The organism is Marinomonas sp. NPDC078689 (genome assembly GCF_044542435.1).
In the GTDB taxonomy this organism is placed as follows: domain Bacteria; phylum Pseudomonadota; class Gammaproteobacteria; order Pseudomonadales; family Marinomonadaceae; genus Marinomonas; species Marinomonas arenicola.
Genome location: NZ_JBITUJ010000008.1, coordinates 36,051 through 58,555 on the forward strand (window position 1 = coordinate 36,051; position 22,505 = coordinate 58,555).

At 44.6% G+C, this 22,505-nt stretch carries 26 protein-coding genes; 11 read left to right on the forward strand and 15 right to left on the reverse strand.

Features of this window, described 5'->3' with window-relative positions; all coding sequences use genetic code 11:
* Nucleotides 1-263: 263 nt before the first annotated feature.
* From ACIGBN_RS13295 to ACIGBN_RS13305, 3 genes are all read right to left on the reverse strand, one after another.
* Nucleotides 264-1,223: a porin gene (locus ACIGBN_RS13295; protein WP_396665984.1), complete on the reverse strand. Its 960-nt coding sequence runs from the start codon at nucleotides 1,221-1,223 to the stop codon at nucleotides 264-266.
* 452 nt (nucleotides 1,224-1,675) lie between these two features.
* Nucleotides 1,676-2,227 (reverse strand): DUF2058 domain-containing protein, encoded by a 552-nt coding sequence (locus ACIGBN_RS13300; protein WP_133004114.1) that lies wholly within the window; start codon nucleotides 2,225-2,227, stop codon nucleotides 1,676-1,678.
* Nucleotides 2,228-2,400: 173 nt separating this feature from the next.
* Nucleotides 2,401-2,610 (reverse strand): cold-shock protein, encoded by a 210-nt coding sequence (locus ACIGBN_RS13305; protein WP_024024079.1) that lies wholly within the window; start codon nucleotides 2,608-2,610, stop codon nucleotides 2,401-2,403.
* A 352-nt stretch (nucleotides 2,611-2,962) separates the two neighbouring features.
* Between ACIGBN_RS13305 and ACIGBN_RS13310 the strand changes: the two genes are divergently transcribed.
* Nucleotides 2,963-3,958: a 2-hydroxyacid dehydrogenase gene (locus ACIGBN_RS13310; protein ID WP_341567864.1), complete on the forward strand. Its 996-nt coding sequence runs from the start codon at nucleotides 2,963-2,965 to the stop codon at nucleotides 3,956-3,958.
* A gap of 41 nt (nucleotides 3,959-3,999) precedes the next feature.
* A complete protein-coding gene (locus ACIGBN_RS13315) occupies nucleotides 4,000-4,878 on the forward strand; it encodes a LysR substrate-binding domain-containing protein (RefSeq protein ID WP_133004115.1) in 879 nt (292 codons plus the stop codon).
* Between the two features lie 48 nt (nucleotides 4,879-4,926).
* Here the strand turns inward: ACIGBN_RS13315 and ACIGBN_RS13320 are convergent, their stop codons facing one another.
* Nucleotides 4,927-5,322: a GFA family protein gene (locus tag ACIGBN_RS13320; protein WP_165943014.1), complete on the reverse strand. Its 396-nt coding sequence runs from the start codon at nucleotides 5,320-5,322 to the stop codon at nucleotides 4,927-4,929.
* A 263-nt stretch (nucleotides 5,323-5,585) separates the two neighbouring features.
* On the opposite strand from ACIGBN_RS13320, the gene ACIGBN_RS13325 reads away from it, so the two are divergent.
* Together ACIGBN_RS13325 and ACIGBN_RS13330 are read left to right on the forward strand one after the other, a co-directional pair.
* Complete coding sequence (locus ACIGBN_RS13325; RefSeq protein WP_133004117.1) at nucleotides 5,586-6,533, forward strand: LysR family transcriptional regulator; 948 nt, start codon at nucleotides 5,586-5,588, stop codon at nucleotides 6,531-6,533.
* A 13-nt stretch (nucleotides 6,534-6,546) separates the two neighbouring features.
* Nucleotides 6,547-6,939, forward strand: coding sequence for a VOC family protein (locus ACIGBN_RS13330; RefSeq protein WP_396665987.1), 393 nt, complete (start codon nucleotides 6,547-6,549; stop codon nucleotides 6,937-6,939).
* Between the two features lie 78 nt (nucleotides 6,940-7,017).
* Here ACIGBN_RS13330 and grxD read toward each other — a convergent pair whose 3' ends face one another.
* On the reverse strand, nucleotides 7,018-7,347 hold the full coding sequence (gene grxD / locus ACIGBN_RS13335; RefSeq protein WP_133004119.1) for a Grx4 family monothiol glutaredoxin: 330 nt from the start codon (nucleotides 7,345-7,347) through the stop codon (nucleotides 7,018-7,020).
* A gap of 220 nt (nucleotides 7,348-7,567) precedes the next feature.
* Here grxD and argF point away from each other — a divergent pair, with 220 nt between their 5' ends.
* Nucleotides 7,568-8,473: an ornithine carbamoyltransferase gene (gene argF / locus ACIGBN_RS13340; protein WP_133004120.1), complete on the forward strand. Its 906-nt coding sequence runs from the start codon at nucleotides 7,568-7,570 to the stop codon at nucleotides 8,471-8,473.
* A gap of 94 nt (nucleotides 8,474-8,567) precedes the next feature.
* Complete coding sequence (locus ACIGBN_RS13345; RefSeq protein ID WP_207923422.1) at nucleotides 8,568-9,488, forward strand: LysR family transcriptional regulator; 921 nt, start codon at nucleotides 8,568-8,570, stop codon at nucleotides 9,486-9,488.
* Nucleotides 9,489-9,513: 25 nt separating this feature from the next.
* Here ACIGBN_RS13345 and ACIGBN_RS13350 read toward each other — a convergent pair whose 3' ends face one another.
* The 6 genes from ACIGBN_RS13350 to ACIGBN_RS13375 all read right to left on the reverse strand — a co-directional run bounded on the left by ACIGBN_RS13350 (nucleotide 9,514) and on the right by ACIGBN_RS13375 (nucleotide 14,859).
* A complete protein-coding gene (locus ACIGBN_RS13350; RefSeq protein WP_396665990.1) occupies nucleotides 9,514-11,022 on the reverse strand; it encodes an ATP-binding protein in 1,509 nt (502 codons plus the stop codon).
* A 7-nt stretch (nucleotides 11,023-11,029) separates the two neighbouring features.
* Entirely contained in the window at nucleotides 11,030-11,752 is a 723-nt protein-coding gene (locus tag ACIGBN_RS13355; protein WP_341565152.1) for a winged helix-turn-helix domain-containing protein, read from the reverse strand.
* A 57-nt stretch (nucleotides 11,753-11,809) separates the two neighbouring features.
* Entirely contained in the window at nucleotides 11,810-12,265 is a 456-nt protein-coding gene (locus ACIGBN_RS13360) for a DUF1499 domain-containing protein (RefSeq protein ID WP_396665992.1), read from the reverse strand.
* Nucleotides 12,266-12,294: 29 nt separating this feature from the next.
* The gene (gene rluB, locus ACIGBN_RS13365; protein WP_133004125.1) at nucleotides 12,295-13,188 is read right to left on the reverse strand and encodes a 23S rRNA pseudouridine(2605) synthase RluB; all 894 of its coding nucleotides are present in this window, start codon (nucleotides 13,186-13,188) and stop codon (nucleotides 12,295-12,297) included.
* A 108-nt stretch (nucleotides 13,189-13,296) separates the two neighbouring features.
* Entirely contained in the window at nucleotides 13,297-13,917 is a 621-nt protein-coding gene (locus ACIGBN_RS13370) for an L-threonylcarbamoyladenylate synthase (protein WP_133004126.1), read from the reverse strand.
* 90 nt (nucleotides 13,918-14,007) lie between these two features.
* A complete protein-coding gene (locus ACIGBN_RS13375) occupies nucleotides 14,008-14,859 on the reverse strand; it encodes a PHP domain-containing protein (RefSeq protein WP_396665995.1) in 852 nt (283 codons plus the stop codon).
* Nucleotides 14,860-14,925: 66 nt separating this feature from the next.
* Here ACIGBN_RS13375 and ACIGBN_RS13380 point away from each other — a divergent pair, with 66 nt between their 5' ends.
* Both ACIGBN_RS13380 and ACIGBN_RS13385 read left to right on the forward strand, forming a co-directional pair.
* Nucleotides 14,926-15,462, forward strand: a complete 537-nt coding sequence (locus tag ACIGBN_RS13380) for a septation protein A (protein ID WP_133004128.1) — start codon at nucleotides 14,926-14,928, stop codon at nucleotides 15,460-15,462.
* A 2-nt stretch (nucleotides 15,463-15,464) separates the two neighbouring features.
* Nucleotides 15,465-15,767, forward strand: coding sequence for a YciI family protein (locus ACIGBN_RS13385; RefSeq protein ID WP_133004129.1), 303 nt, complete (start codon nucleotides 15,465-15,467; stop codon nucleotides 15,765-15,767).
* A gap of 54 nt (nucleotides 15,768-15,821) precedes the next feature.
* Here the strand turns inward: ACIGBN_RS13385 and ACIGBN_RS13390 are convergent, their stop codons facing one another.
* A complete protein-coding gene (locus ACIGBN_RS13390) occupies nucleotides 15,822-16,124 on the reverse strand; it encodes a SelT/SelW/SelH family protein (protein WP_133004130.1) in 303 nt (100 codons plus the stop codon).
* A 98-nt stretch (nucleotides 16,125-16,222) separates the two neighbouring features.
* Between ACIGBN_RS13390 and ACIGBN_RS13395 the strand changes: the two genes are divergently transcribed.
* A complete protein-coding gene (locus tag ACIGBN_RS13395; protein WP_396665998.1) occupies nucleotides 16,223-16,774 on the forward strand; it encodes a peptidylprolyl isomerase in 552 nt (183 codons plus the stop codon).
* A complete protein-coding gene (mnmC, locus tag ACIGBN_RS13400; RefSeq protein ID WP_396666000.1) occupies nucleotides 16,764-18,788 on the forward strand; it encodes a bifunctional tRNA (5-methylaminomethyl-2-thiouridine)(34)-methyltransferase MnmD/FAD-dependent 5-carboxymethylaminomethyl-2-thiouridine(34) oxidoreductase MnmC in 2,025 nt (674 codons plus the stop codon). The genes ACIGBN_RS13395 and mnmC overlap by 11 nt, the downstream gene beginning before the upstream one ends.
* 65 nt (nucleotides 18,789-18,853) lie before the next feature.
* Here mnmC and ACIGBN_RS13405 read toward each other — a convergent pair whose 3' ends face one another.
* The gene (locus ACIGBN_RS13405) at nucleotides 18,854-19,183 is read right to left on the reverse strand and encodes a hypothetical protein (RefSeq protein WP_133004133.1); all 330 of its coding nucleotides are present in this window, start codon (nucleotides 19,181-19,183) and stop codon (nucleotides 18,854-18,856) included.
* A 117-nt stretch (nucleotides 19,184-19,300) separates the two neighbouring features.
* Between ACIGBN_RS13405 and cysE the strand changes: the two genes are divergently transcribed.
* Complete coding sequence (gene cysE, locus ACIGBN_RS13410; RefSeq protein ID WP_341567862.1) at nucleotides 19,301-20,128, forward strand: serine O-acetyltransferase; 828 nt, start codon at nucleotides 19,301-19,303, stop codon at nucleotides 20,126-20,128.
* Between the two features lie 36 nt (nucleotides 20,129-20,164).
* On the opposite strand, the gene ACIGBN_RS13415 is transcribed toward cysE, so the two are convergent.
* Both ACIGBN_RS13415 and ligA read right to left on the reverse strand, forming a co-directional pair.
* On the reverse strand, nucleotides 20,165-20,401 hold the full coding sequence (locus ACIGBN_RS13415; protein ID WP_133004134.1) for a YheU family protein: 237 nt from the start codon (nucleotides 20,399-20,401) through the stop codon (nucleotides 20,165-20,167).
* Entirely contained in the window at nucleotides 20,401-22,440 is a 2,040-nt protein-coding gene (ligA, locus tag ACIGBN_RS13420; protein ID WP_396666002.1) for an NAD-dependent DNA ligase LigA, read from the reverse strand. Before ligA ends, ACIGBN_RS13415 begins: the two co-directional genes overlap by 1 nt.
* Nucleotides 22,441-22,505 lie beyond the last annotated feature (65 nt).

Genomic DNA, 22,505 nt, shown 5'->3' on the forward strand with positions numbered 1-22,505 from the left:
ATTATAAGTAATGAAAGGTGTTTTGAAAAATAGTCAGTATTAAAACAGGAAAGGCAAGAAGCAAAAATAAAGACTGGCTAACCAAGAAGAAATTAAAGTGAAGAAAAGGAAAACAAGAAAGAACAACTATTCCATAAAAAACAAAAGCATTAGTAAAGACTAATGCTTTTATAAAATCATCTATATCTTATCTATAAATAAGGCCCCCTAAGGAGCCTTATTAGCAATAAGATATCACATCACCTAACTAGGTAAAAATGATCTTAGAAAACGTAAGTTACACCTACTACAGAAGTAGTGCTAGAACCTTCGTCTTTTACATCGCTACCGAAGTTACCGATTTCGAAGTAAGTATACATAGCGCTATTGATACTATAAGTCACACCAAGTGCATACTCATTGTAAGTTTCATTGTCATCCTGAGACTCATCAGGATTAACATTAGCGTAAGAACCGTATACATCACCCATGCCGTAACCGTAACGAGCAGCAAGACCTAGGTAATCTGCAGTATCTTCTGTTGTTTCGTATTTTGCTGTAAGGGATAGGTTATCCATAGGAGTAACGGTTACTGCAATACCAGAAGTGGATTTAGCATCATCTTCTGCTGTGTTATCACGAGAATCGTAACCTACAGCAACAGACATAAGGTCGTTGGTGTATTTCAACACCGCCATACCTGCATTGCCTGTGAAGTCACCATTATCAGTTGAACTATCATCAGTTCCTTTAGTTTGCAGCGCTACCTGTACTTCAAAACCGCTCATAGAAGGCGAGAAATAAGTAATGGTATCACCCTGAGATGAACCAGATGCACTAGAAATACCTAGGTATTCCATTTGGTCAATGCCATCTTGGATAGCGTTGTTGTAAATAGTATCGTGGGTACCAACAGTTACTTTACCAAAATTACCTTTCAAACCAACATAAGCTTGGTCAAGTTTGGATTCATTATAACCAGTACTATCACGGTCAGCTTGCTCATCAGCTTTAAATTCTAGTTCGTACTTGAAGAAAGCCGTGATGTCGTCATTAACTTTTGACTCACCTTTCACACCAAGGGTAGAACCGTTATCTTGGAAGTTAGTGCCATCTGAGGTAGAGCTAGAGTATGCGTATTGAATGTTACCGTAGAAGTCTACAGACGTATCTTCTGCAGCATAAGCAGAGACAGAGGCAAGAGCAGCGCTAGATACTGCAAGAGCGACAATTGATTTTTTCATTCTCGTTTCCCTTATAGATGATGTATTGCGTTCTTTTTATGAGCGCTTGATATGTGCAAGCAACAATCAAACAATCTAAACATTCTCACGAAATAGGCAACAACAAGTCAGCGACTTGCACAGTTTATCCCTATTTCGTAATTATTATATGCATGATTAATAAAAAAACAAAAGATTTTTCTCGAATTAATACAATTGCAATAAAAATCAGCTATTTGTAATCATTTTTTGCACAATAATAGGGAGCATAACTCGACTTAACAAGGAGATCTAGCAAAAAATAAGAAAGGAGTGTGATGGCAAAAAAAGACGCTTTGTACTATGGGCCTTCCATAAATGGAGGGAAAGAGCTGTGTCATGAGACTCGCGGTAGTGTCGAAAGGCAATGAGAGGGCGTTATAGGGCACAGACGCTGCGGCGTTCTTTACCACAAGCGTCGTGAAAAAAACTGACTACCACATAAGGTCATCAGGGATCTGAAAGTCTGCGTAAGGATCTTCTTCATCCTCCACTCTTTCAGTGCGACTATTGCAAACAAGAATAAAACTCTCATCTCTTTCAATAATCTTGAGCGCAACAGGCTCAGGGATAAGCTCATAGGCCGCTTCTAGCTTAGCAATAGCCAAGCGTCCCTTAGTTAGATCCTCGTGCATCTCCGAGCTTACATAGAGCTTCTTAACCTTTTTCTCATCGGTAAAGTGATAAGCGATGTCACCATCTTGTTTGCGCACTCTATTCTGGGAGATCATTTGGCGAATCTGCCCTTGCACCGCTTTTAACTCAAGTTCTTTCTGTTTTTCTAAATTAAGCAAACGGTCTTTTGCGATTTTCTCTTCACGCTGCGCCTTTAGCTCAGCTTGGCGTCCACTGTCATCTTCAGCAACCGCTTTGCCTTTTTTAACTTTTTGCTTGTGCTGCAACTGTTCTGCTTTTAGCTTTTTGGCTTTCTTTTTATCAACGAGCCCCGCTCCCAAAAGCTGCTCTTGCAATGATTTAGCCGCCATTAGATCACCCTCTGCTCTATCTTCAGCACTCTACTGAGCACCAGGTTAAACGAAATAATACATCACCGCTCAACATAGGCTGGCGATATTTCACTTAGTATAAAAACAAAAAAAGCGACTTAAAAGTCGCTTTTTAGCATTCGCACTGCTGAGGTTACCTCAGCAACGTTTCCTTATAAAGGAGTAACGTTTTGAGCTTCAGGGCCTTTTTTGCCTTGAGCTACTTGGAATTCAACTTTTTGGCCTTCAGCCAAAGTTTTGAAACCAGAAGTGTTGATTGCAGAGAAGTGAACAAAAACATCAGGACCTGAATCCTGAGTAATGAAACCGAAACCTTTAGTTTCGTTGAAGAACTTTACTGTACCAGTTACTACGTCAGACATGTCTGTTTTTCCTGTAGGTAAGTTAATTTACACGCAGATGTCATCATCATGCGTTGTTGTGCTAAAAAAACTCGGTATTACTTATGACTTAACAGGACCGAACATACTTGACGTAGTATTCGCAACTCTGGACATAAATATTGCCAACTCTTTTAAACGAAACTGATTGTAGACTGCTTCTTGTCGCCGGGTCAATCAAGTTTTCATAAAAATTAATTGGTAAAGCCAAGAAGAAAAATTATCTTGAGTCAAATCAACACTCTATATAAAAACAACGATCAAAATAGTTTTTTCTTCGCGGCCCATAGTATGCTTTTTGAACGACCAGAATAAACCATTGGAGCAAGAAATGATGAAAGTGGCTGTTTTTTCATGCAAACCTTATGACCAAAGAACCCTATCTAAGGCCGTTGCTGAAACCCCTTCGATTGAATTGAGCTATTTCGAAAGCCGACTCAGCTCAGAAACCATGACATTAACGAACGGCTTTGATGCTGTCTCTTGCTTCGTTAACGACAATATCGACCGACACGTAATCCAATACTTAGCGGATCACGGCATTACAGCGATCGCTTTGCGTTGCGCCGGCTTTAATAACGTAGACCTGTCTGCTGCAAAAGCGGCAAACATAAAGGTCTACCACGTACCAGATTACAGCCCCACTTCCGTGGCTGAACATGCCGTCGCTCTCATCATGACTTTAAACAGAAAAACCCATCGCGCTTACCATAGAGTCAAAGAAGGGAACTTTGCTCTGGAAGGGTTACTGGGGTTTAACGTGCAAAGCAGGACGGTAGGCTGCATTGGTACAGGGCGCATAGGCCAAGCTTTTTGTCGCATTATGAGGGGCTTTGGTTGTCGCGTCCTCTGCTACGACATTTCCCCTAATAACGATCTTGTTGATATTGGATGCGAATACACAGATTTAGAAACCCTGTATTCAGACAGCGACATTCTTAGCTTGCACTGCCCTCTCAACGCGTCCACCCACCACCTAATCAATAAAAACAGCCTATCTAAAATGAAAGATGGGGTGATGATCATCAACACCAGTCGCGGCGCTTTAGTCAATGCACAAGAAGCCATAGACGCTCTTTACACAGGAAAAATCGGCTATTTAGGATTAGACGTCTACGAGCAAGAAAATTCGATTTTCTTTGAAGACATGTCATCACACATTATTCAGGACAGTGTTTTTCAGCTCATGCTGACCTTCCCCAATGTGGTGGTTACAGGTCATCAGGGCTACTTTACTCAAGAGGCACTCGATCACATCGCCACCACAACATTGGACAACCTAATCGCCCATGCAGAAGAAAAACCCTGCTTACGATTATTAAATCCTTAAATGGCTACTCATTAAAATCCAAATGCGGATACAATGAGCTCATGAGAATCACCTTAAGACAATTACAAATATTTGAAGCCGTTGTTCACACTGGCTCCGTCACCGCCGCTGCCGATATGGTTGCCATTAGTCAGCCGGCGGCAAGCCAAGCGTTACGAGAATTAGAAGCCTTACTAGGCCAACCTCTTTTTCGGCGCCACGGTAAACGCTTGCAAATTACTCCCCAAGCTCGGCATTTATTGCCCCAAGCTCGCGCGGTGTTAAGCCAAATAGAACAGATAGAAAGCATGGGAAGCGATGACGAGCTTAGCGGTTCACTCCATATTGCTGCCAGCGTCAGTGTTGGCAACTATCTACTTCCTGAACAGATGTCGGTGTTTAAGCAAAAGCACCCTAATATTCGCTTCAACCTCGACATTGGCAATACCCAACACGTCATTCAGCAGCTCCTCACAGGCAAAGCAGAAGTCGGCTTTATTGAAGGCTATTGCCAGCACGCAGAGTTGATGACCAAGGTATGGCTGAAAGATGAATTAGTGGTGTTTGGCTCTACCCAAGAAAACCGACCGGAAAACTTATCCTGGGATGATCTGCAAAAGGCAGATTGGGTAATGCGAGAAGTCGGCTCAGGAACCAGAAACATACTTGAGCAAGCAATGGGAAAAAACATCACCCAACTTAACGTGGTGTTATCACTGGCCCATATGGAAGCCGTTAAACAAGCGGTCATTCATAAAATGGGGCTTGGCTGCTTATCTCGCATGGCGCTTTCTCAGGAACTAAGTTCAGGCCTAATCAGGCTTTATGAGACGCCTCTTGAGTTGACACGAAACCTTTTAATAGTGACCCCAAAGAACACCACCCTCACCAAAAATGCTCAAGGCTTCTTTGATCAATGCTATGCACTTCCCTCTTTATAGAGCAGCCAAAAAGAAAAACCATACGTTGAGTGCTTAGCCCATCTCAGCTTATTTTAATGCAGGGTACTGCAACAGATCGTCGCTGATATCGTACCAATCGGGTTTACTCGAAACAAACAAGTGATGGTCTGGCGCTAAATTCGGCTCATCATCCAGTACGCCTAACGAAATTTCAATGTGGTTAGGAAAGTCTTTATGGTAATAATAAATTGGACTGCCACAGTCTTTGCAGAATCCCCGTCTGACACGTTCAGATGACGCAAAACGGCGAACTCTTTTTTTCGTCGATATCCACTCAACATCCTTTTTCAAACAGGTGCCGTAAGCGGCGCCAGTGCCTGCGTGCGTTTTACGACACTGGGTGCAATGACAAATACTTGCACTGATAAAAGGAGAGGTCACTCTGAACACAACAGAACCACATAAGCAGGAAGCTTTCATCATTACCTCATTAAAAGCCATGTAGACACACAAGAAACTCTGGCTGAAAGGAAAAGCATCTAGCGTAAAGTAACCGCATGCATTCCTAAGGCCTTATCGAGCCGCTGTATTATGCCAGAAGCTGCCAAACCGACCAAGCGACGACCTTGGCTTTTTACTGTCATGTGAAAAAGTTCAGAGAAAAAGCAATACTCGGTTGTACTTTGTAACAAGGTCAATACAATCAATTCACTAAAGCAATAAAACAGCTGGCTACCATAACAAAGATGAATATAAACAAAATAGATCTGAATCTACTCATTTATTTAGATGTCTTGCTACGAGAATGCAATGTCACACGGTCTGCAAGCAAATTAAACATCACCCAACCAGCCATGAGCAATGGATTAAAACGGTTGAGAGATTTGCTAAACGACCCACTCCTCGTTCGAACCAGCGAAGGCATGAAACCCACTGAAAAAGCACTTCGCCTGCAACCTGTGGTAAGAAAGGTCTTGCTTGAGCTCGAAGAAGCACTACAGCCAGAAGCCGACTTTAACGAGCGCACCAGTACACGTGTGTTTCGAATTATGGCCAGCGATTATGCCGCCTCAACGGTTATCCCAAGGCTGTTAAATCGATTGCGAGAAAATGCCCCAGGAATCACCCTAGACATAATGACACCGAGCGATGTGACTTTTCATGATGTGGAGGCTGGAAGAATTGACATGGCCATCAATCGCTTTGAAGAGCTTCCTCAATCATTCCATCAAAAAAGCATTTGGCTAGACGATTTTGTCTGCATGATGAGCTCCGACAACCCTCTCAGGCACAACTTCAATTTAGAAAGTTATTTGCAGTCGCAACATATCTGGGTGAGTAAAACAGGGTTTGGGGTTGGCGTCGGGATGGACCCAAATGACGTACAAAAACTAGGCTGGGTAGACGAAGCATTACAAAGCATTGATAAAACACGCAGCATTCGAGTGTTTACCAGAAGCTACCATACAGCAATGCACCTTGCCCTTGAGCAAGACCTGATTGCGACCTTGCCAAGAAAAGTCGCCATGATCAATCGCAACAATCCAGACCTTGCGATTATTGAGCCACCATTTGTCATCCCTAAAATAGAACTCAAAATGATCTGGAGCTCTTTGCTACACCATGACGCCAGCCATATCTGGTTCAGAAGACAAGTGATTGAGCTTGCCAATGAATTAAAAAAACAAATTTAGCATGGAAGCAACTATGTTTTCGGTTTCTCACCTTCATCACGTGGCCATCATTTGCTCCAACTACTCGGTCTCTAAACGCTTTTATCACGACATTTTAGGTTTCGAGATTCTTCGAGAAACCTATAGAGAAGAGCGCCAGTCTTTTAAATTAGATTTAAAAGTCAGTGAATTCGAACAAATAGAGCTTTTCTCATTTCCTAACCCGCCAAAGCGACCTTCTCGCCCTGAAGCTCAAGGCCTAAGACACCTCGCTTTTGCCGTTACCGATCTAGATGCCTGTATCAATCATCTTAAAGAACACAAGATGGCGGTGGAAGAAATTCGCGTTGATCACCTCACCGGGCGACGCTTTACTTTTTTTGCCGACCCAGATGGCTTACCGCTAGAACTGTACGAAATAGAATAAGACAGGCCAAACCATAGACATAAAAAAAGCACACATCAGAAACGGATGTGTGCTTTGCGTCTAACTCAAGGCTATGGCTTACTCTTCTGTAGAGCCAACCGCCTCTTTAATCAAAGTTTGTAATTCACCATTCGACGCCATTTCTACAATGATGTCACAACCACCAACCAACTCGCCTTTTACCCATAATTGTGGGAATGTTGGCCAGTTCGCAAACTTTGGCAATTCCGCGCGAATGTCTGGATTGTCTAAGATATTAACAAACGCAAAACGCTCACCACAGCTCATCAAGGCTTGCACTGCCTGTGATGAAAAACCACATTGTGGTGCACGAGGATTACCCTTCATATATAGAAGAATGTCGTTGCTCTCAATCTGCTCTTTAATCGTATCAATTGTATTGCTCATTATAAAACCTCATTCACCTTGTTTCTTCGTAACACCATCAAAAGCAGTATCACGCCAAAATACATTAACTTGTCCAAGTTTATTGGGACTCGCCTAGTGTTTACAACCCCAAGACAGTGGTTTCCTTTGTTCTTTCTAATGCGAATTGCCCTTTACTCACCTACCTGAGTGTATTAAATTGGACGATTCCCCTTTTAAAAAGACAATTAAGGAGTTTAGCGTGTCGCCAAGGCATTTTCTTACTCTCAAAGACCTTTCGTCTGCAGAGTTAAAACAGCTACTATCTCGAGCTTCAGAGCTTAAGAAAATTCATCGTGAAGGCGCACTCTACGAACCGCTTAAAAACCGCGTATTAGGGATGATTTTCGAAAAGTCCTCGACGCGAACTCGCGTATCATTTGAATCAGGTATGGCTCAGTTTGGTGGACATGCTTTGTTTCTATCCTCCAGAGACACACAACTAGGTCGCGGCGAACCCGTGGAAGACAGCGCTCGTGTTATCTCCAGCATGGTTGATGCTGTGATGATTCGTACTTTTGAGCACAGCCTTGTCGAAACCTTTGCTCAGTATTCTTCTGTGCCTGTGATAAACGCACTAACAGACGATTACCACCCTTGCCAGCTGCTTGCTGACATGCAGACTTACCAAGAGCACCGTGGCTCAATTGAAGGTAAAAAAGTTGTCTGGGTGGGCGATGGCAACAATATGTGTAACTCTTACATCAATGCCGCGTCTCTGCTGGATTTCCAATTGGTTATCGCCTGTCCTAAAGGTTACGAGCCTAATCCTGAACTGGTCGCAGAGCACCAAGATCGAGTTACCGTATTGCACGATGCAAAAGACGCAGCAAAAGGGGCAGACCTGATTGTGACGGACGTATTCGCCTCTATGGGACAAGAAGACGAACAAGAGCAAAGACTCAAAGATTTTGACGGTTTCCAAGTGAATACTGATCTTATGTCTTTAGCCAACAAAGACGCTTTATTCATGCACTGCCTTCCTGCTCACCGAGGTGAAGAAGTCTCTGCTGAAGTGTTAGATCATCCAGACTCGGTTGTGTGGGACGAAGCTGAAAACCGTCTTCATGCTCAAAAAGCCCTACTCGAATTTCTATTGTGTAATTAATCACAACACCGAAACCCATGAGACGTTTTTCGCCCATGGGTTTTTTTTCTGTTATTCACTGAATCACATTCACTTACTGTAAGTTATTATGAGTATTATTGAAGTTAGGCATTTAAAAACGCTGACAGCGTTACGGGAAACAGGCAGCTTAGTCGAAGCAGCTGAACGGGTTCATCTAACCCAATCGGCACTGTCTCACCAACTAAAGGACCTAGAAGAAAAACTTGATTGCGCGCTCTTCATTCGCAAAACTAAACCCGTTCGCTTTACCAGCGCAGGACTTCGATTACTGCAACTTGCCGACGATGTACTACTATCATTTCGCTCAGCACAAAGAGACATACAGCGCTTTGCAGAAGGCGAAAGTGGTCGCTTACACATCGCGATTGAATGCCACAGCTGCTACGAGTGGTTAATGCCAACCATTGATCATTTCAGGGAACATTGGCCAGACGTCGAGCTCGACCTGTCGACCGCGTTCAGCTTTATGCCCTTGCCAGCATTGGCACGAGGAGATCTGGACTTAGTGGTCACATCTGACCCGCAGGATCTGCCTAATATAGAATACATTCCACTTTTTCAGTATGAGGCTCAAGTCGCACTTTCAAGACATCACAGACTGGCCAAAAAAGAATTTTTAAGCCCTGAAGATTTTGCCCAAGAAACGCTCATCACTTATCCGGTTGAGCCAGAGCGCTTGGATATATTCAAGCACTTCTTAACCCCAGCGGGCGTCGCACCCGCCAAAATTCGTCACAGCGAATTAACCTTGATGATGATGCAATTAGTGGCCAGCGGACGTGGTGTTTGTTGTATTCCAAACTGGGCATTAACGGAATACTCAAACCGCCAATACGTGCTGACAAAATCATTAGGGGAAGAAGGCGTTTGGTGTAAGCTCTATCTTGCAATCAGAAAAGATCAGCGCCAAAACGCTTACATGGAAGACTTAATTAATACCGCCTCTAAGACATGTTTTAAAAATCTAAAAGGCATATTGTCGCCAGACCTATAGCAGTCCGGCGACCATTTTTTCAGCATCAGGACAAGGTGTTCTGATGCTGATTACGAGACCAAATCAAACTAAACTTCGCCCCACCAAGATCACTGGCGTCCACCAGCACAGCGCCACCATGCCAAAATGCAATACGCTGAACAATGGCAAGCCCTAAACCATACCCCCCTGACGCTCGAGTCCGGCTATTATCCAATCGCTGAAAAGGAATAAAAACCTTGTCTCTGTCTTCTATAGCAATCCCAGGACCATCGTCTTCGATATCCAACTGCCAACGCTCTTCATCGTAAGAAAAGATAATGGCAATCTTGCTATTGGCGTATTTAGAAGCGTTTAAAATCAAATTCTGCAACGCCCTGTGAAGATGATGTTCATCAGCAACCACGGTATCTGGCTCTGGAATATCAATCGTTACCTGCAAGTGCTTAAGCAAAGGTTCATTGTTATCCAAGATAGAGCCTAATAATTGCTTAATGCTGGTTTCTTGGAAATTGAGCGCTAATGACCCTTCTTCCAGCTTGCCATACGTTAGCACTTCATCAACGAGCGTATTGAGCTCTTCGACATCGTCTTCCAACGCGGTCACAGTATGAACCACAGAGTCATCCACTTCGTCTTTGACTACCTCTAGACCAAAGCGGAGTCGTGCTATAGGGGTGCGCAACTCATGAGAAATGGCATTAATCATTTCTCTTTGTACTTTAAGCAAGCGCTGAATATGAGAGGACATAGAGTCAAATGAGTAAGCAAGCTCTTTAAGCGTTCCGCTACTGTCCGGTATTTCTTTAGGTAAACCACTGCGTCCACGGGCAATTTGACGGGTAAGGTTCTCGAACGTTTTTCTCTTCAAATCCAAGTAAAACAGTTCACGCCAGATCAATGCCAACATAGCAACAATCGCAATGGCGACAATCATAACCACAATAAAAGTCAGTGAGAAAGGCGCGGCATGATCAATGGAAATGAAATATTCATCGCCCTCTACGTCTCCCTTCCATAAAAAACCGTGCTTATTATGAACACCATACGTCAAGGTCACCCCTTCTACAGAACCGGTCATTTCAGATGAAACAGGTTCTACACTTAAACAGGAAATTGACTGCAATAAAGAGCGTTTATCCGCATAGGAAAGAGGGGAAAGAAGCAGCCCTTTAAGCAAGGCTTCGAGATGGAATCGCTTACTTTCTGACGCCGCCACACCAACAAAACTGGCGCCAGCATCAGTGCCAAAAGATAATTGGTAATCACCATTTGGCAAACGTAACCATTTTTTTTGGGCTAGCAAAGCGGTTGTGTTAGCAACACTTTGTGGTGCTTCAAGCGTTTGCCATTTGAATTGAGATTCAGGCAGAGTTCGTTTTATGCCAGTGGCGAGCAAAGCAAGACTCAGCTCTGCATCCACACATAAAACCTGCTCATGTTTCGCTTCAGTGATGCGAAACATGGCAAACTCTACCGCGGCATAACACCCCATTAATATAATTAGACAACCAATAATAAGGTGTCGATATAACCGCCACATTTCTTTTTGCATTAGGCGGTTAAACCTCTTTTACAAAAAGGTAGCCTTTACTGCGTATTGTTTTAATACGACGAGGGTGAATCGGATCATCACCAATCTTGGAGCGAATTCGAGAAATGCGCACATCAACAGAACGATCTTGACCGTCGTATTCAATGCCACGTAACTCGCCAAAAATTTCTTCTCGACTGAGGATTCGACCAGCATTGCTGGCCAACAGCCAAAGTAAATCAAACTCTGCACTGGTCAGCTCTATTTCATCACTCGCTAACCATGCTTCGCGACGAGAGTTATCAATCACCAAAGGACCAAACGTCAAGGTTTGCTCCGCTTTAGCGCTGTGTGCAGCTGACAAATCAACATCTTGTGTACTACGACGTAACAAGGATTGAACTCGTGCTAATAAAACACGCGGTTTAGCAGGTTTGGAAACATAATCATCAGCGCCAATTTCTAGACCTAAAATTTGATCCACATCGTCACTGCGTGCCGTTAACATAAGGATAGGTCCCTTATAGTCGTTGCGCACACTGCGGCAAATGGTAAAACCATCTGCTCCGGGTAACATTAGATCCAAAATAACAAGTGAAGGCTGCTCTTCTACAATACGAGTAATGGCAGCTCGACCATCTGATTCAACATTAACTAAAAAGCCATTTTTAATTAAGTATTCTTGAGTAAGTGACGCTAAACGCTCATCATCTTCCACTATTAAAATAGTTTGGCTCTCATCCGTTTTCATGCTTTACCCTCATCCTGATAAATATTTTCTAATAAATCGATTGATAATCGCTCAAACTCATCCTTTCAGATGAGTTTCAAGTTTTTCGATACGCTGACGATTAACATCTAAATCTGAGTAGCCTACTCGCGACCCTGAGCGCACATGAATCACACTATCGGCTTCTGGCAAGTAGAATTCCACATCATCGATATAGCCAAACCACGAGCTTTTTACTTCAATATGTACATAGCCTAATTCACTGGCAACAATTTGCGCGTTGCCTTGATTTAAGAAATACGACTCTATATTTAGTTGCGTATCTTTGCGGCTACCGTGGTAAATCATTGGCGCAATATAATGCGCAGCATCACTTTTTTCTGCTTGGCTAGAAACGCAGTTAGGGGTAGTAGGGCACGGTTTAAATAAGCCAGCTGTCACTCCCAAACCTTCCGGAGGCTGATTGTTCACCTTGATATAGACAAAAAAACCTATTACTAAAACAACAACAAAAAGGCTTATCCAGCGAACCATGCTTCTACGACTCCTAACAACTGTTTCTATTATCTAAAGGTGCGTTTACCCGGCTTTTTAGGTTTAAATTCTGGCTTATCAGTGCCCTGCCAATCAAACCCTTTAGGACGGCGTGCACCACCTGTCTGCTTATTCTTAGTGCGCTTAACATCCAGCTTTTGCTGCTGAGTTTTTTGAGCAATAGCAGACACTTTCAAATCCACCATAGCGCACAGTGAATTCACATCACTTTCTTCCATTTCTACCCAACGGCCGACTTTTGCCTTTGATGGTAAGAAAATCGGGCCAAATCGAACCCGTTTCAAGCGGTTTACTTTTACCCCTTGAGATTCCCACAAACGACGCACTTCTCGGTTACGTCCTTCCATCAAACACACATAGAACCAACGGTTAATACCTTCACCACCACCATCAACGATGTCGGTAAATTTCGCTTGTCCATCTTCTAAATTAACGCCTTTTTTAAGTGTTGCAATGCTCTCTTCTGTCACTTCACCCATTACGCGAACTAAGTATTCACGATCAATTTCCGTTGAAGGGTGCATCAAGCGATTGGCTAACTCACCATCGGTAGTGAATAACAGTAGACCAGAAGTATTGATGTCTAGACGACCGACCGCAATCCAACGCTCTCCGCGCAGTTTAGGCAGCTTATCAAATACCGTTGGTCGACCTTCTGGGTCTTTACGAGTACAGACTTCGCCTTCTGGTTTATTGTAAATAATGACACGTCGGCCTTCGCCAGCTTCTGTCACTTTTACAGAATAACCATCCAACTCGATAGCATCGCTGACGCTTACGCGATCACCTAACGTCGCCACAGCACCGTTGACAAGGACACGGCCTTCACGGATACGGTTTTCCATTTCACGACGTGAACCTTGACCGGCTCTGGCTAATACTTTTTGTAACTTTTCGTCCATTACGAACCTCTTAGAGGGAATGCTTCTCAGCAACCCATTTTTTTAAACATAAAATTTTGGGCATTATAGTCATACATAGCGACGCTTGACAGCGACATGTCTAACTTTTTACATAAAAGGCGCTGGATCGCCAGCCCCTACTCGCACAACCTCAACCTTATCAGAATCCATCATCACGACCGTCGTCGGCTCTAAACCACAGAAACCGCCATCAATCACCAGATCCAATGCATGCTCTAGGGTGTCTCGAATGTCATAAGGGTCTGTCATGGGATCGGTCTCACCCGGTAAAATAAGCGACACACTCATCAAGGGTTCCGATAACTCATTCAACAAAGCAGAAACAATACGATTATCTGGAATACGAATACCTATGGTCTTACGCTTTGGATGCATTAGGCGTCTTGGTACGACCGACGTGGCATGAAAAATAAAGGTGTAAGGCCCAGGTGTATTGTTCTTCAGCAATCGGTATAAGTGATTGTCAAAGCGCGCATAGGTGGATATCTCTGACAGATCTCGGCACACTAAAGTAAAGTTGTGTTTATCATCCAAACGACGGATCGCTTTAATTCGATCCATCGCCGCTTTATCACCCAAATAACACCCTAACGAATAACCACAATCCGTCGGATACGCCACCACTCCACCGTCGCGAATAACTTGGGCGGCTTGTTTAATCAAACGCGCTTGTGGGTTTTCTGGATGAATTTGAAAAAACTGACTCAAAACGCACTCCGTTAATAACATGATGGCGATTAAAAATTCGCCATATCAATCACATACTAGACCATAAAAGCCATTAGACTCAACTCAAAGCTAAACCCAATCACGCCATACTAGATCGACTTCGCTTTCATGGATTTGAGTGAAACGGCCAACTTGTGTCCAAGGACCAAACGGCCCATGGAAATCACTTCCAACCGAGGCATGCAAAGCAAACTCCTGAGATAAGCGCTCCATAAGGCGAACATGATCAGGACGCTCATTACCAGAAGCCACTTCCATGCCAGTCCCACCCCAAGCTTTAAAATCTGCCAGTAAGCGTTTTAATTTGGTGACGGTTAATGGGTAACGCTTCGGATGTGCCAAAATTAACGCCATGCCTTGATCCTTTAGCAGTCCCAAAACAACCTCAAGTTCTGGCCAAACATCTCTAAGACTGCCCAGTCGTTTGTTTCCCAAGTAACGATCAAACGCTTTATTCGCGTCTTTCACCAGGCCTTTTTCGATCATTAAGGTGGCAAAATGCGGGCGACCAAGCTGACTTTTTCCGGCCAGAGCCACGGCCTCATCAAACAAATCAGGCAAACCTTGTTTGATTAACAGGTCGGCAATACGGCGCGCTCTGTCGAGTCGAATCGCTTGATTCTCCTTTACCACAGCGTTTAAAGCTGCGTTATTTGGGTCAAAGTTAAGTGCCACCATATGCAGGGGAATGCCCTTCCATTGGGTCGAAAGCTCAACCCCATTTAAGAAAGACAATTGATGCGACTCCGCACGAGTGCGCGCCTCTACCAAGCCATCCAAGGTATCATGGTCGGTTAAGGAAAAAAGTGTCACGCCTTGCTCTACAGCCAAATCCACCAGCTCCGTTGGCGATAATCGACCATCCGAAAAAGTAGAATGGGTATGAAGGTCAACTTTGCGGTAACTCGCGTTTTCAGGCATAGATAGGCTGTTCTTTAAATGGAATGGTAGTTATCATTGGTTCAGCATACATAAATTGGTTTTTATATGAAAATATTATTCGACTTTCTCCCTATCTTGGTCTTTTTCGTTGTCTATAAGCTTTCAGGGAACATCATTCTCGCCACCGCGGTGCTGATTCCTGCCAGCGTTTTGCAAGTAGGTTATAACTGGATACGCTACAAAAAAGTGGAAAAGATGCACCTAGTGTCTTTGGTGTTGGTGGTTTTATTAGGTGGCGCAACAGTATTATTGGGCGACGGTGAATTCATTAAATGGAAGCCTACTATCGTCAATGGCTTATTTGCCATGGCATTTTTAGGTAGCCAGTTCATCGGCGAACGAAACATCATCGAACGCATGATGGGTGATAAAATTCAGCTTCCCTTCAAAGTTTGGCGTACCTTAAACCTTGCTTGGGTGGCCTTCTTCCTGTTATCAGGCGCCGTAAACCTTTACGTTGCCTTCAGTTTCAGTGAAGACATCTGGGTCGACTTTAAGTTGTTTGGTTTATTGGGTATGACCATTGTCTTCATTATTTTGCAAGGCATCTACCTATCTTCACACATTCAGAACAAGGAATAATCATGCTTTACTCAATCGTTGGTACTGATATAGAAAACAGCCTAGCGGGTCGCCAACAAGCTCGCCCAGCCCACTTAGCCCGCCTTCAACAGCTGTTAGATGAAGGTCGCCTTGTGTTAGCAGGCCCTAACCCTGCCATAGATTCAGATAACCCAGGCGATGCTGGTTTCACCGGCAGCGTTGTCGTCGCTGAGTTCGCTTCACTGGATGAAGCGCAAGCTTGGGCTGATGCCGATCCATATATGGAAGTGGGCGTATACAGCAGCGTCACGGTAAAACCTTTCAAACAAGTCTTTCCAAACTAACCAAGACTCAAACACAAGAAGCCGCTCTGTGTCATCCGCACCAGAGCGGCTTTTTTAATGACTCTCTTTTACATCGACCTCTTTTACATCGGAATGCCCAAGATCGCGCTCTGGGTCGATCACATCTCGCACTCTTTGCTTCAGTACTTTTGCCTCAGGAAAGCCATTTTCCGCTTTACGACACCACACTTCTTCGCCATTCACTCTGACTTTGAAAATCCCCCCTTGAGTGGGAATCAAGGTGACGCTTTTCACATCGTCATCAAAGGTGGTTAATAATTCTTGAGATAACCAGGCTGCACGCAGCATCCAACGACACAATGTACAATATTCAATTTCTATCACGGCTGTTCGCATCTTTCTCTCCACTATTACCACTAAAAACCCAAAATAACTTGGCGTGCCGCCACGCTGCCAATATTATTGGTGCACTCATTATTTAAGGAAAGCCTATTATGCGTAAAACCTTCATCATTAGCCTTATGTTTGCTGCCCTTTGCAGTCAAGCCAATGCAACAGAAGTTGATATTACCACCAACCAAGGCACCATTCGTATTGACCTAAATGATAATGTAGCGCCTAAAACAGTAAAAAACTTTCTCACCTATGTCGACGAAGGGTTTTATAACGGCACCATTTTTCACCGCGTTATTCAAGGCTTTATGGTTCAAGGCGGTGGCTTTACCGCCGACATGAATCAAAAAGCAACTCACGCCCCTGTTCCCTATGAAGGCGATAATGGGCTAGATAATAATCGTGGCACCATTGCCATGGCTCGAACACAAAACCCTAACAGCGCAACGTCTCAATTTTTCATCAATGAAAAAGACAATAGTTTCTTAAATGATGGCGCTCGTGGCGCAGCAGGTTATACAGTTTTTGGACAAGTAGTGTCAGGAATGGACGTCGTCGACACCATGTCTAAGCAACCCACACATTCTGTTGGTCCATACCAAAACGTTCCCTCTACCCCTATCGTGATCGAGAGCATCAAGCGTGTTAACTAGTTATTGTTTAGCGTCTCCCCAATTAAACTGGGGAGACGACGGCGCCCCCCATTCAACCCAATTTGACGATGTTTATTTTGATAAAGACGCAGGACTTGAAGAAACACGCTATGTGTTTCTTCAGCATAACCAACTCGATGAGCGTTGGAAAAGTTTAGACTCATCCAACAAGAGTCATTTCACAATTGCCGAAACCGGTTTCGGCACAGGGCTCAATTTCCTCTGCGCTTGGCAGGCATTTTTAGCAAGCGCTCCCTCTGATACGACCTTGCACTTTATTTCAGTCGAAAAATTCCCACTGAGTAAGAGTGCATTGACCAATGCGCTGAAAATGTGGCCTTCATTAGAGACATACAGCCAAGCACTGATTGCCCACTATCCAGAGCTGAGCCATGGCCTACATCGCATAGAATTGGCCCAAGGTCGTATTCAATTGACGCTATGGTTTGGAGAAGCAGAAGAAGGCTTCTCTGCTTTAAACGCCGACGTAGACGCTTGGTTTCTAGATGGTTTTGCCCCTAGCAAAAATCCGGAGATGTGGTCACCGACGCTGTTTAAGCACATCCACCGACTCAGCCATCAAGGCACAAGCTTTTCGACCTTTACCGCCGCAGGTATTGTTCGCCGAGGCTTAAAAGAAGTAGGCTTTGAGGTAAGGAAGGTCAAAGGCTTTGGTCATAAACGAGAAATGGCCGTCGGTGAACTGGCAGAGCAAACGCTTTCTCTAACAGAACGCATGTCCCAAGGCGAAGCTTGGTTTAATGTTCGACAAAATCCTGCGCCTCTTCCCACAAACAACGAAAACCAAAACAAACACGTATTAGTCGTTGGCGCTGGGCTTGCAGGCGCCACCACCGCCTACGCGCTCGCCAAGCAAGGCGTTAACGTTACCGTGTGGGAGCAAGGAGAATCCGTTGCTTGTAAAGCATCCGGTAACCCACAGGGGATGCTTTACCCTAAACTTGCCAGTCAAGACACGCCTGTTAATCGCTTTTATCTCAGCGCTTACTTATACGCGAGCAAACTGTATTCACAACTCGATGATGATGCGGTTTTTTGGCAGCAATGCGGTCTAGAGCAACGCCCTACGAGTGAAAAGGAAAAACAGCGCTTTGCTAGCCTACTAGAAAATAAACTCTACCCAGAATCCATCGCCTGTAAACATGGCGAAGAAGGCAGTATATTTTTGCCTTTATCGGGCTGGGTGGTGCTAACGGATCTGTGCCATAAGCTGCTCGACCATCCGCTCATTGATGTCCAATTAAATACCCGTTTAGACGCCTTAACAAAAACGGGAAGCGTACCGCTGAGTTGGCAAGCCAGCACCCAAGCGCAACAACAGAGTTTCTCTCATGTGGTGATTTGTACCGCCAACGATACCCATGAACTCGACTTTTTACCCAAGACACCTGCTTATCCCATTCGTGGGCAAGTGTCGTATTTGCCATTAGAGGCGGCCAAGAAAGCCTGTTCTAACGCCAATGAAGACAGCGCAAAATTAACGACTGAGCATGTCCTTTGCCAAAAAGGCTATGTGTCTCCAGCATTGCAGGACACCCTACATTTCGGATCAACATACGATGCGAAAGATCAGGATGAAACCGTCAGAACTGAAGGTCATTGTCGTAACTTACGCATTCTAGAAAGCCTCCTGCATCTGAAAGAAAACACACTTAATGAAGAAGATTGTGGCGGACGAGTGTCCTTTCGCTGTGCCATTCCCGACTACACGCCAATGATTGGGCCAATCGCATCGCCTGCAGAGTTGCATAGCCATTACGCCATACTAAGCAAAAATGCCAAATGGAAATGCCATCAGGTGGCCATTGAACAAGAAGGCTTGTTTATCAATATCGGACATGGTTCTCGGGGGTTGGTCTCAACGCCGTTGAGCGGTGCGTATCTCGCCAGCCTGATTACCAATACACCATCACCACTAGAGCAAAGCATTATCAACAAGCTTCACCCTAATCGCTTTGTGATTAGAGCATTAAAGCGTAGCAACGCTAACTAGAGCGCACCAACAAAGCAGTAACACGCCACGAATAGCTGATAACATGGCCATTCGTGGCGCTTTTTTTATAGCTCAAATAACTCGCAGGCGCTTGGAATTAGCTCTAGAAAACGATTTATTGTCTTTGGTCGCAGCACAACACGACTCATGTCTGGTAGCAATGCACGCAATTCATCACGCAGTTTCAGCACACCTGGGTCTATCGATTCATAAGGATAAATATGATCTTGGACGCTCAACTTATGGAGTTCATCCAGCTCATCTTGTAACATGCTCTTCATTGCAAAAAAACGATCTTTTTGATTAATATCGTTGGTTTCCCAGTAAGCATCCGCGAAAGTAGAATTTAGCTCGTAGAATACATGCAATGCATCGGCAACGGTTTTTTTAGTCATACTGTCTCCATTATCAGTGGCAATTTTTGCCTTAACCCTTGTTTTGTTTCATGCTAACACTATTACTTACATTCTAGCTGCGAATTAAAATAGGTAAATAGCCCCTTGAGTAACACAATGTACAATGCCGTGACTTCTGGCAATTTATGGTCATCTTTACAGGCCGAAGCAAAAAAACTTGCTTTAGATGAACCCATACTCGCCAGCTACTTCAATACGACCATTCTTAGGCACGAATCGTTAAGCTCTGCGCTTAGCTTCTTACTGGCCTGCAAACTGGATAGCATTTCAATTCCTTCTATCGTATTAAGAGAGGTCTTTGAAGAAGCAATGTCCGACTCTCAATCTGGCATTGTTGAGTGCATTGAGCAAGATATTTTGTCGATAAAAGAAAGGGATGCGGCTTGCGACTGCCTCACGACCCCCCTTTTGTTTTTTAAAGGATTCCATGCCCTACAAACGTACCGAGTAGCGAATTGGCTTTGGAAAAACAACAGGAAAAGTCTGGCCCTGTACTTACAAGGCCAAATGTCGATGGTATTTAGTGTTGATATTCACCCTGCAGCAACGATTGGCTGCGGCATCATGCTAGACCACGCGACAGGCTTAGTCGTCGGCGAAACTTGCGTTATTGAAGACAACGTCTCTATCCTGCAATCCGTCACACTAGGCGGCACTGGCAAAGAACACGGCGATCGTCATCCTAAAATCCGTTCTGGTGTCCTTATTGGCGCTGGTGCGAAAATTTTGGGCAACATCGAAGTGGGCGAAGGCGCTAAAATTGGCGCAGGCAGCGTCGTACTCGAAGCCGTTGGAGCACATACGACAGTCGCTGGAGTACCCGCTAAAATTGTAGGCCGCAATACCGGCGAAGAACCTTCTCGTGCAATGGACCATAACATCAACCATTGCGTTCGAGACGGCAACGACAGCAATCCGTCCTAACCCCTCCTAGTCTATCTCTGTAAGGACATTACGCCTTCACATAAGGTCGTAATGTCCTAGGGTGTCTTTTGGCACCATCTTGATGGTTTCACTCTCAGTGTCAAATAAGAGCACCGCTTGACCGCCTTTGAGAGCCGCCACCGCCTGCTGGCGTTTCTGCTCAGCAGACAAATCATAATCGCCGTAATCCGTCCCTTCACGAGACACAATATCATCGAGAATGGTCATTAATGTCTCTGACTCTAAAGAGTCATAAGGAATCAAGGTATCCATTAAACCGCTCCGTAGCTTTGTAACAATGTAATAACACCCGCTTCATCAAGAATGGGAATGTTCAAATTTTGCGCCTTAGTCAGTTTCGACCCTGCTTTTTCACCTGCGACTAAGCAATCGGTTTTAGCCGACACTGAACCGCTTACTTTCGCCCCCAAGCTTTGCAGCTTTTCCTTCACCTGATCTCGTGAAAATTGACTCAAAGACCCAGTCACTACGTACGTTTTTCCAGTCAATGGCAAATCACTGTCGTCGACAATGGCTTTCTTTTCCCATTCAATCCCTGCGGCTAACAAACCATGAATCGTCGCCACGTTCTGCTCTTGTTCAAAAAACACTCTCACGTGCTGCGCAACAATCGGCCCTACATCATCCACCGCCACCAAAGCCTCTTGATCGGCCTGCATCAAGGTGTCTAGCTCAACAAAATGACTGGTTAAAGAGCGCGCCGTTGCTTCACCAACTTCTCGAATGCCTAAGGCATAAATAAAGCGGTTGAATTGCGTTTTCTTCGCGGTTTCAATGGCCTTTAACAACTTATCAACCGACTTTTGCCCCATTCTCTCCATCGACAACAATCTGTCTTTTTTCTCGGCCAAGGTAAAGATGTCGACTGGGGTTTTTAATAGCTCCTGATCAACCAACTGCTCAATCAACTTATCGCCTAACCCATCAATGTCCATGGCTTTGCGCGAGACAAAGTGTTTTAGCGATTCTTTAAGTTGCGCACCACACACCAAGCCACCGGTACAGCGAATCACCGCCTCGCCTTCGACTCGCTCTACATCGGAACCACAAACGGGACACGCGTCAGGGAATACCACGCTCTTTACGTCTTCATCAACGCGGCGATCTTCTAGCACTTGAACCACTTGAGGGATCACATCACCAGCACGACGAATCACCACATAGTCGTTTACTTTCACGCCCAAACGCGCAATTTCATCTTTGTTGTGCAAGGTCGCATTAGACACGGTAACACCGCCAACAAACACAGGGGCAAGACGTGCCACAGGCGTAATTGCCCCAGTACGACCAACTTGAAAATCTACCCCTAAAATACGTGTCACTTCTTCTTGAGCAGGGAATTTTCGCGCGATCGCCCAGCGAGGTGCCCGAGCGATAAAGCCCAGTTCTTCTTGAAGCTCAATCTGATCCACCTTATACACGATACCATCTATGTCATAAGACAAATTGGGGCGCTTTTCATTGAGCATTTGATAGTAGGAAATACAGCCTGCTGCGCCTTCAACGGTTTTCATCAAATCGTTAATACGAAAACCCCATTCACCCAATTGCAGTAAGCCTTCATAATGGCTATCAGGCTGAGACCAGCCCTCCACATAACCTATTGAATACGCGCACATCACCAAAGGGCGCGATGCGGTAATCTTTGGATCAAGTTGTCGAAGCGAACCAGCAGCGGCATTTCGAGGGTTTACAAATGGCTTATCGCCTCGCTCTGCGGCTTGCAAATTAAGTTTTTCAAAGCCCTCTTTAGGCATATAAATTTCACCGCGCACTTCAAGCACTGGTGGCGGAGTATCTGTTCGCAATGACAAAGGAACAGAGTAAATCGTTTTGATGTTGGAGGTAATGTCTTCCCCAGACAATCCATCGCCTCGTGTAACCCCTCTTACCAAACGCCCATGCTCATAACGCAAACTAATGGCTAAGCCATCAAGTTTTGGCTCACAGCAATAGGTAACACTTTCGGCGTCCAATAGTTTACGAATGCGTTGGTCAAAATCTTCCAAAGACACATCATCAAAGGCGTTATCAAGGGACAACATGGGAACAGTATGTGGCACATTTTCAAAGCCGCTGTCTGGCTTTTCACCCACTCGCTGGGTAGGCGAATCCGCTTGAATCCACTCCGCATGCTCCGCCTCTATGGCCTGCAACTGTCGATAACAACGGTCGTATTCTGCGTCAGGCACCAATGGATTATCTTTGACATGGTAGGCGTAGCTGTAATCATTTAATTGCTGGATCAATGCCAACATGTGTTCGTGAGTAATGTCGTTGTTTTGACTCATAAAGAAAACTCGAAATAAAACCGTACAGGAGGGAGAAACAATCAAGGCCCCTCAGGGCCTTGATA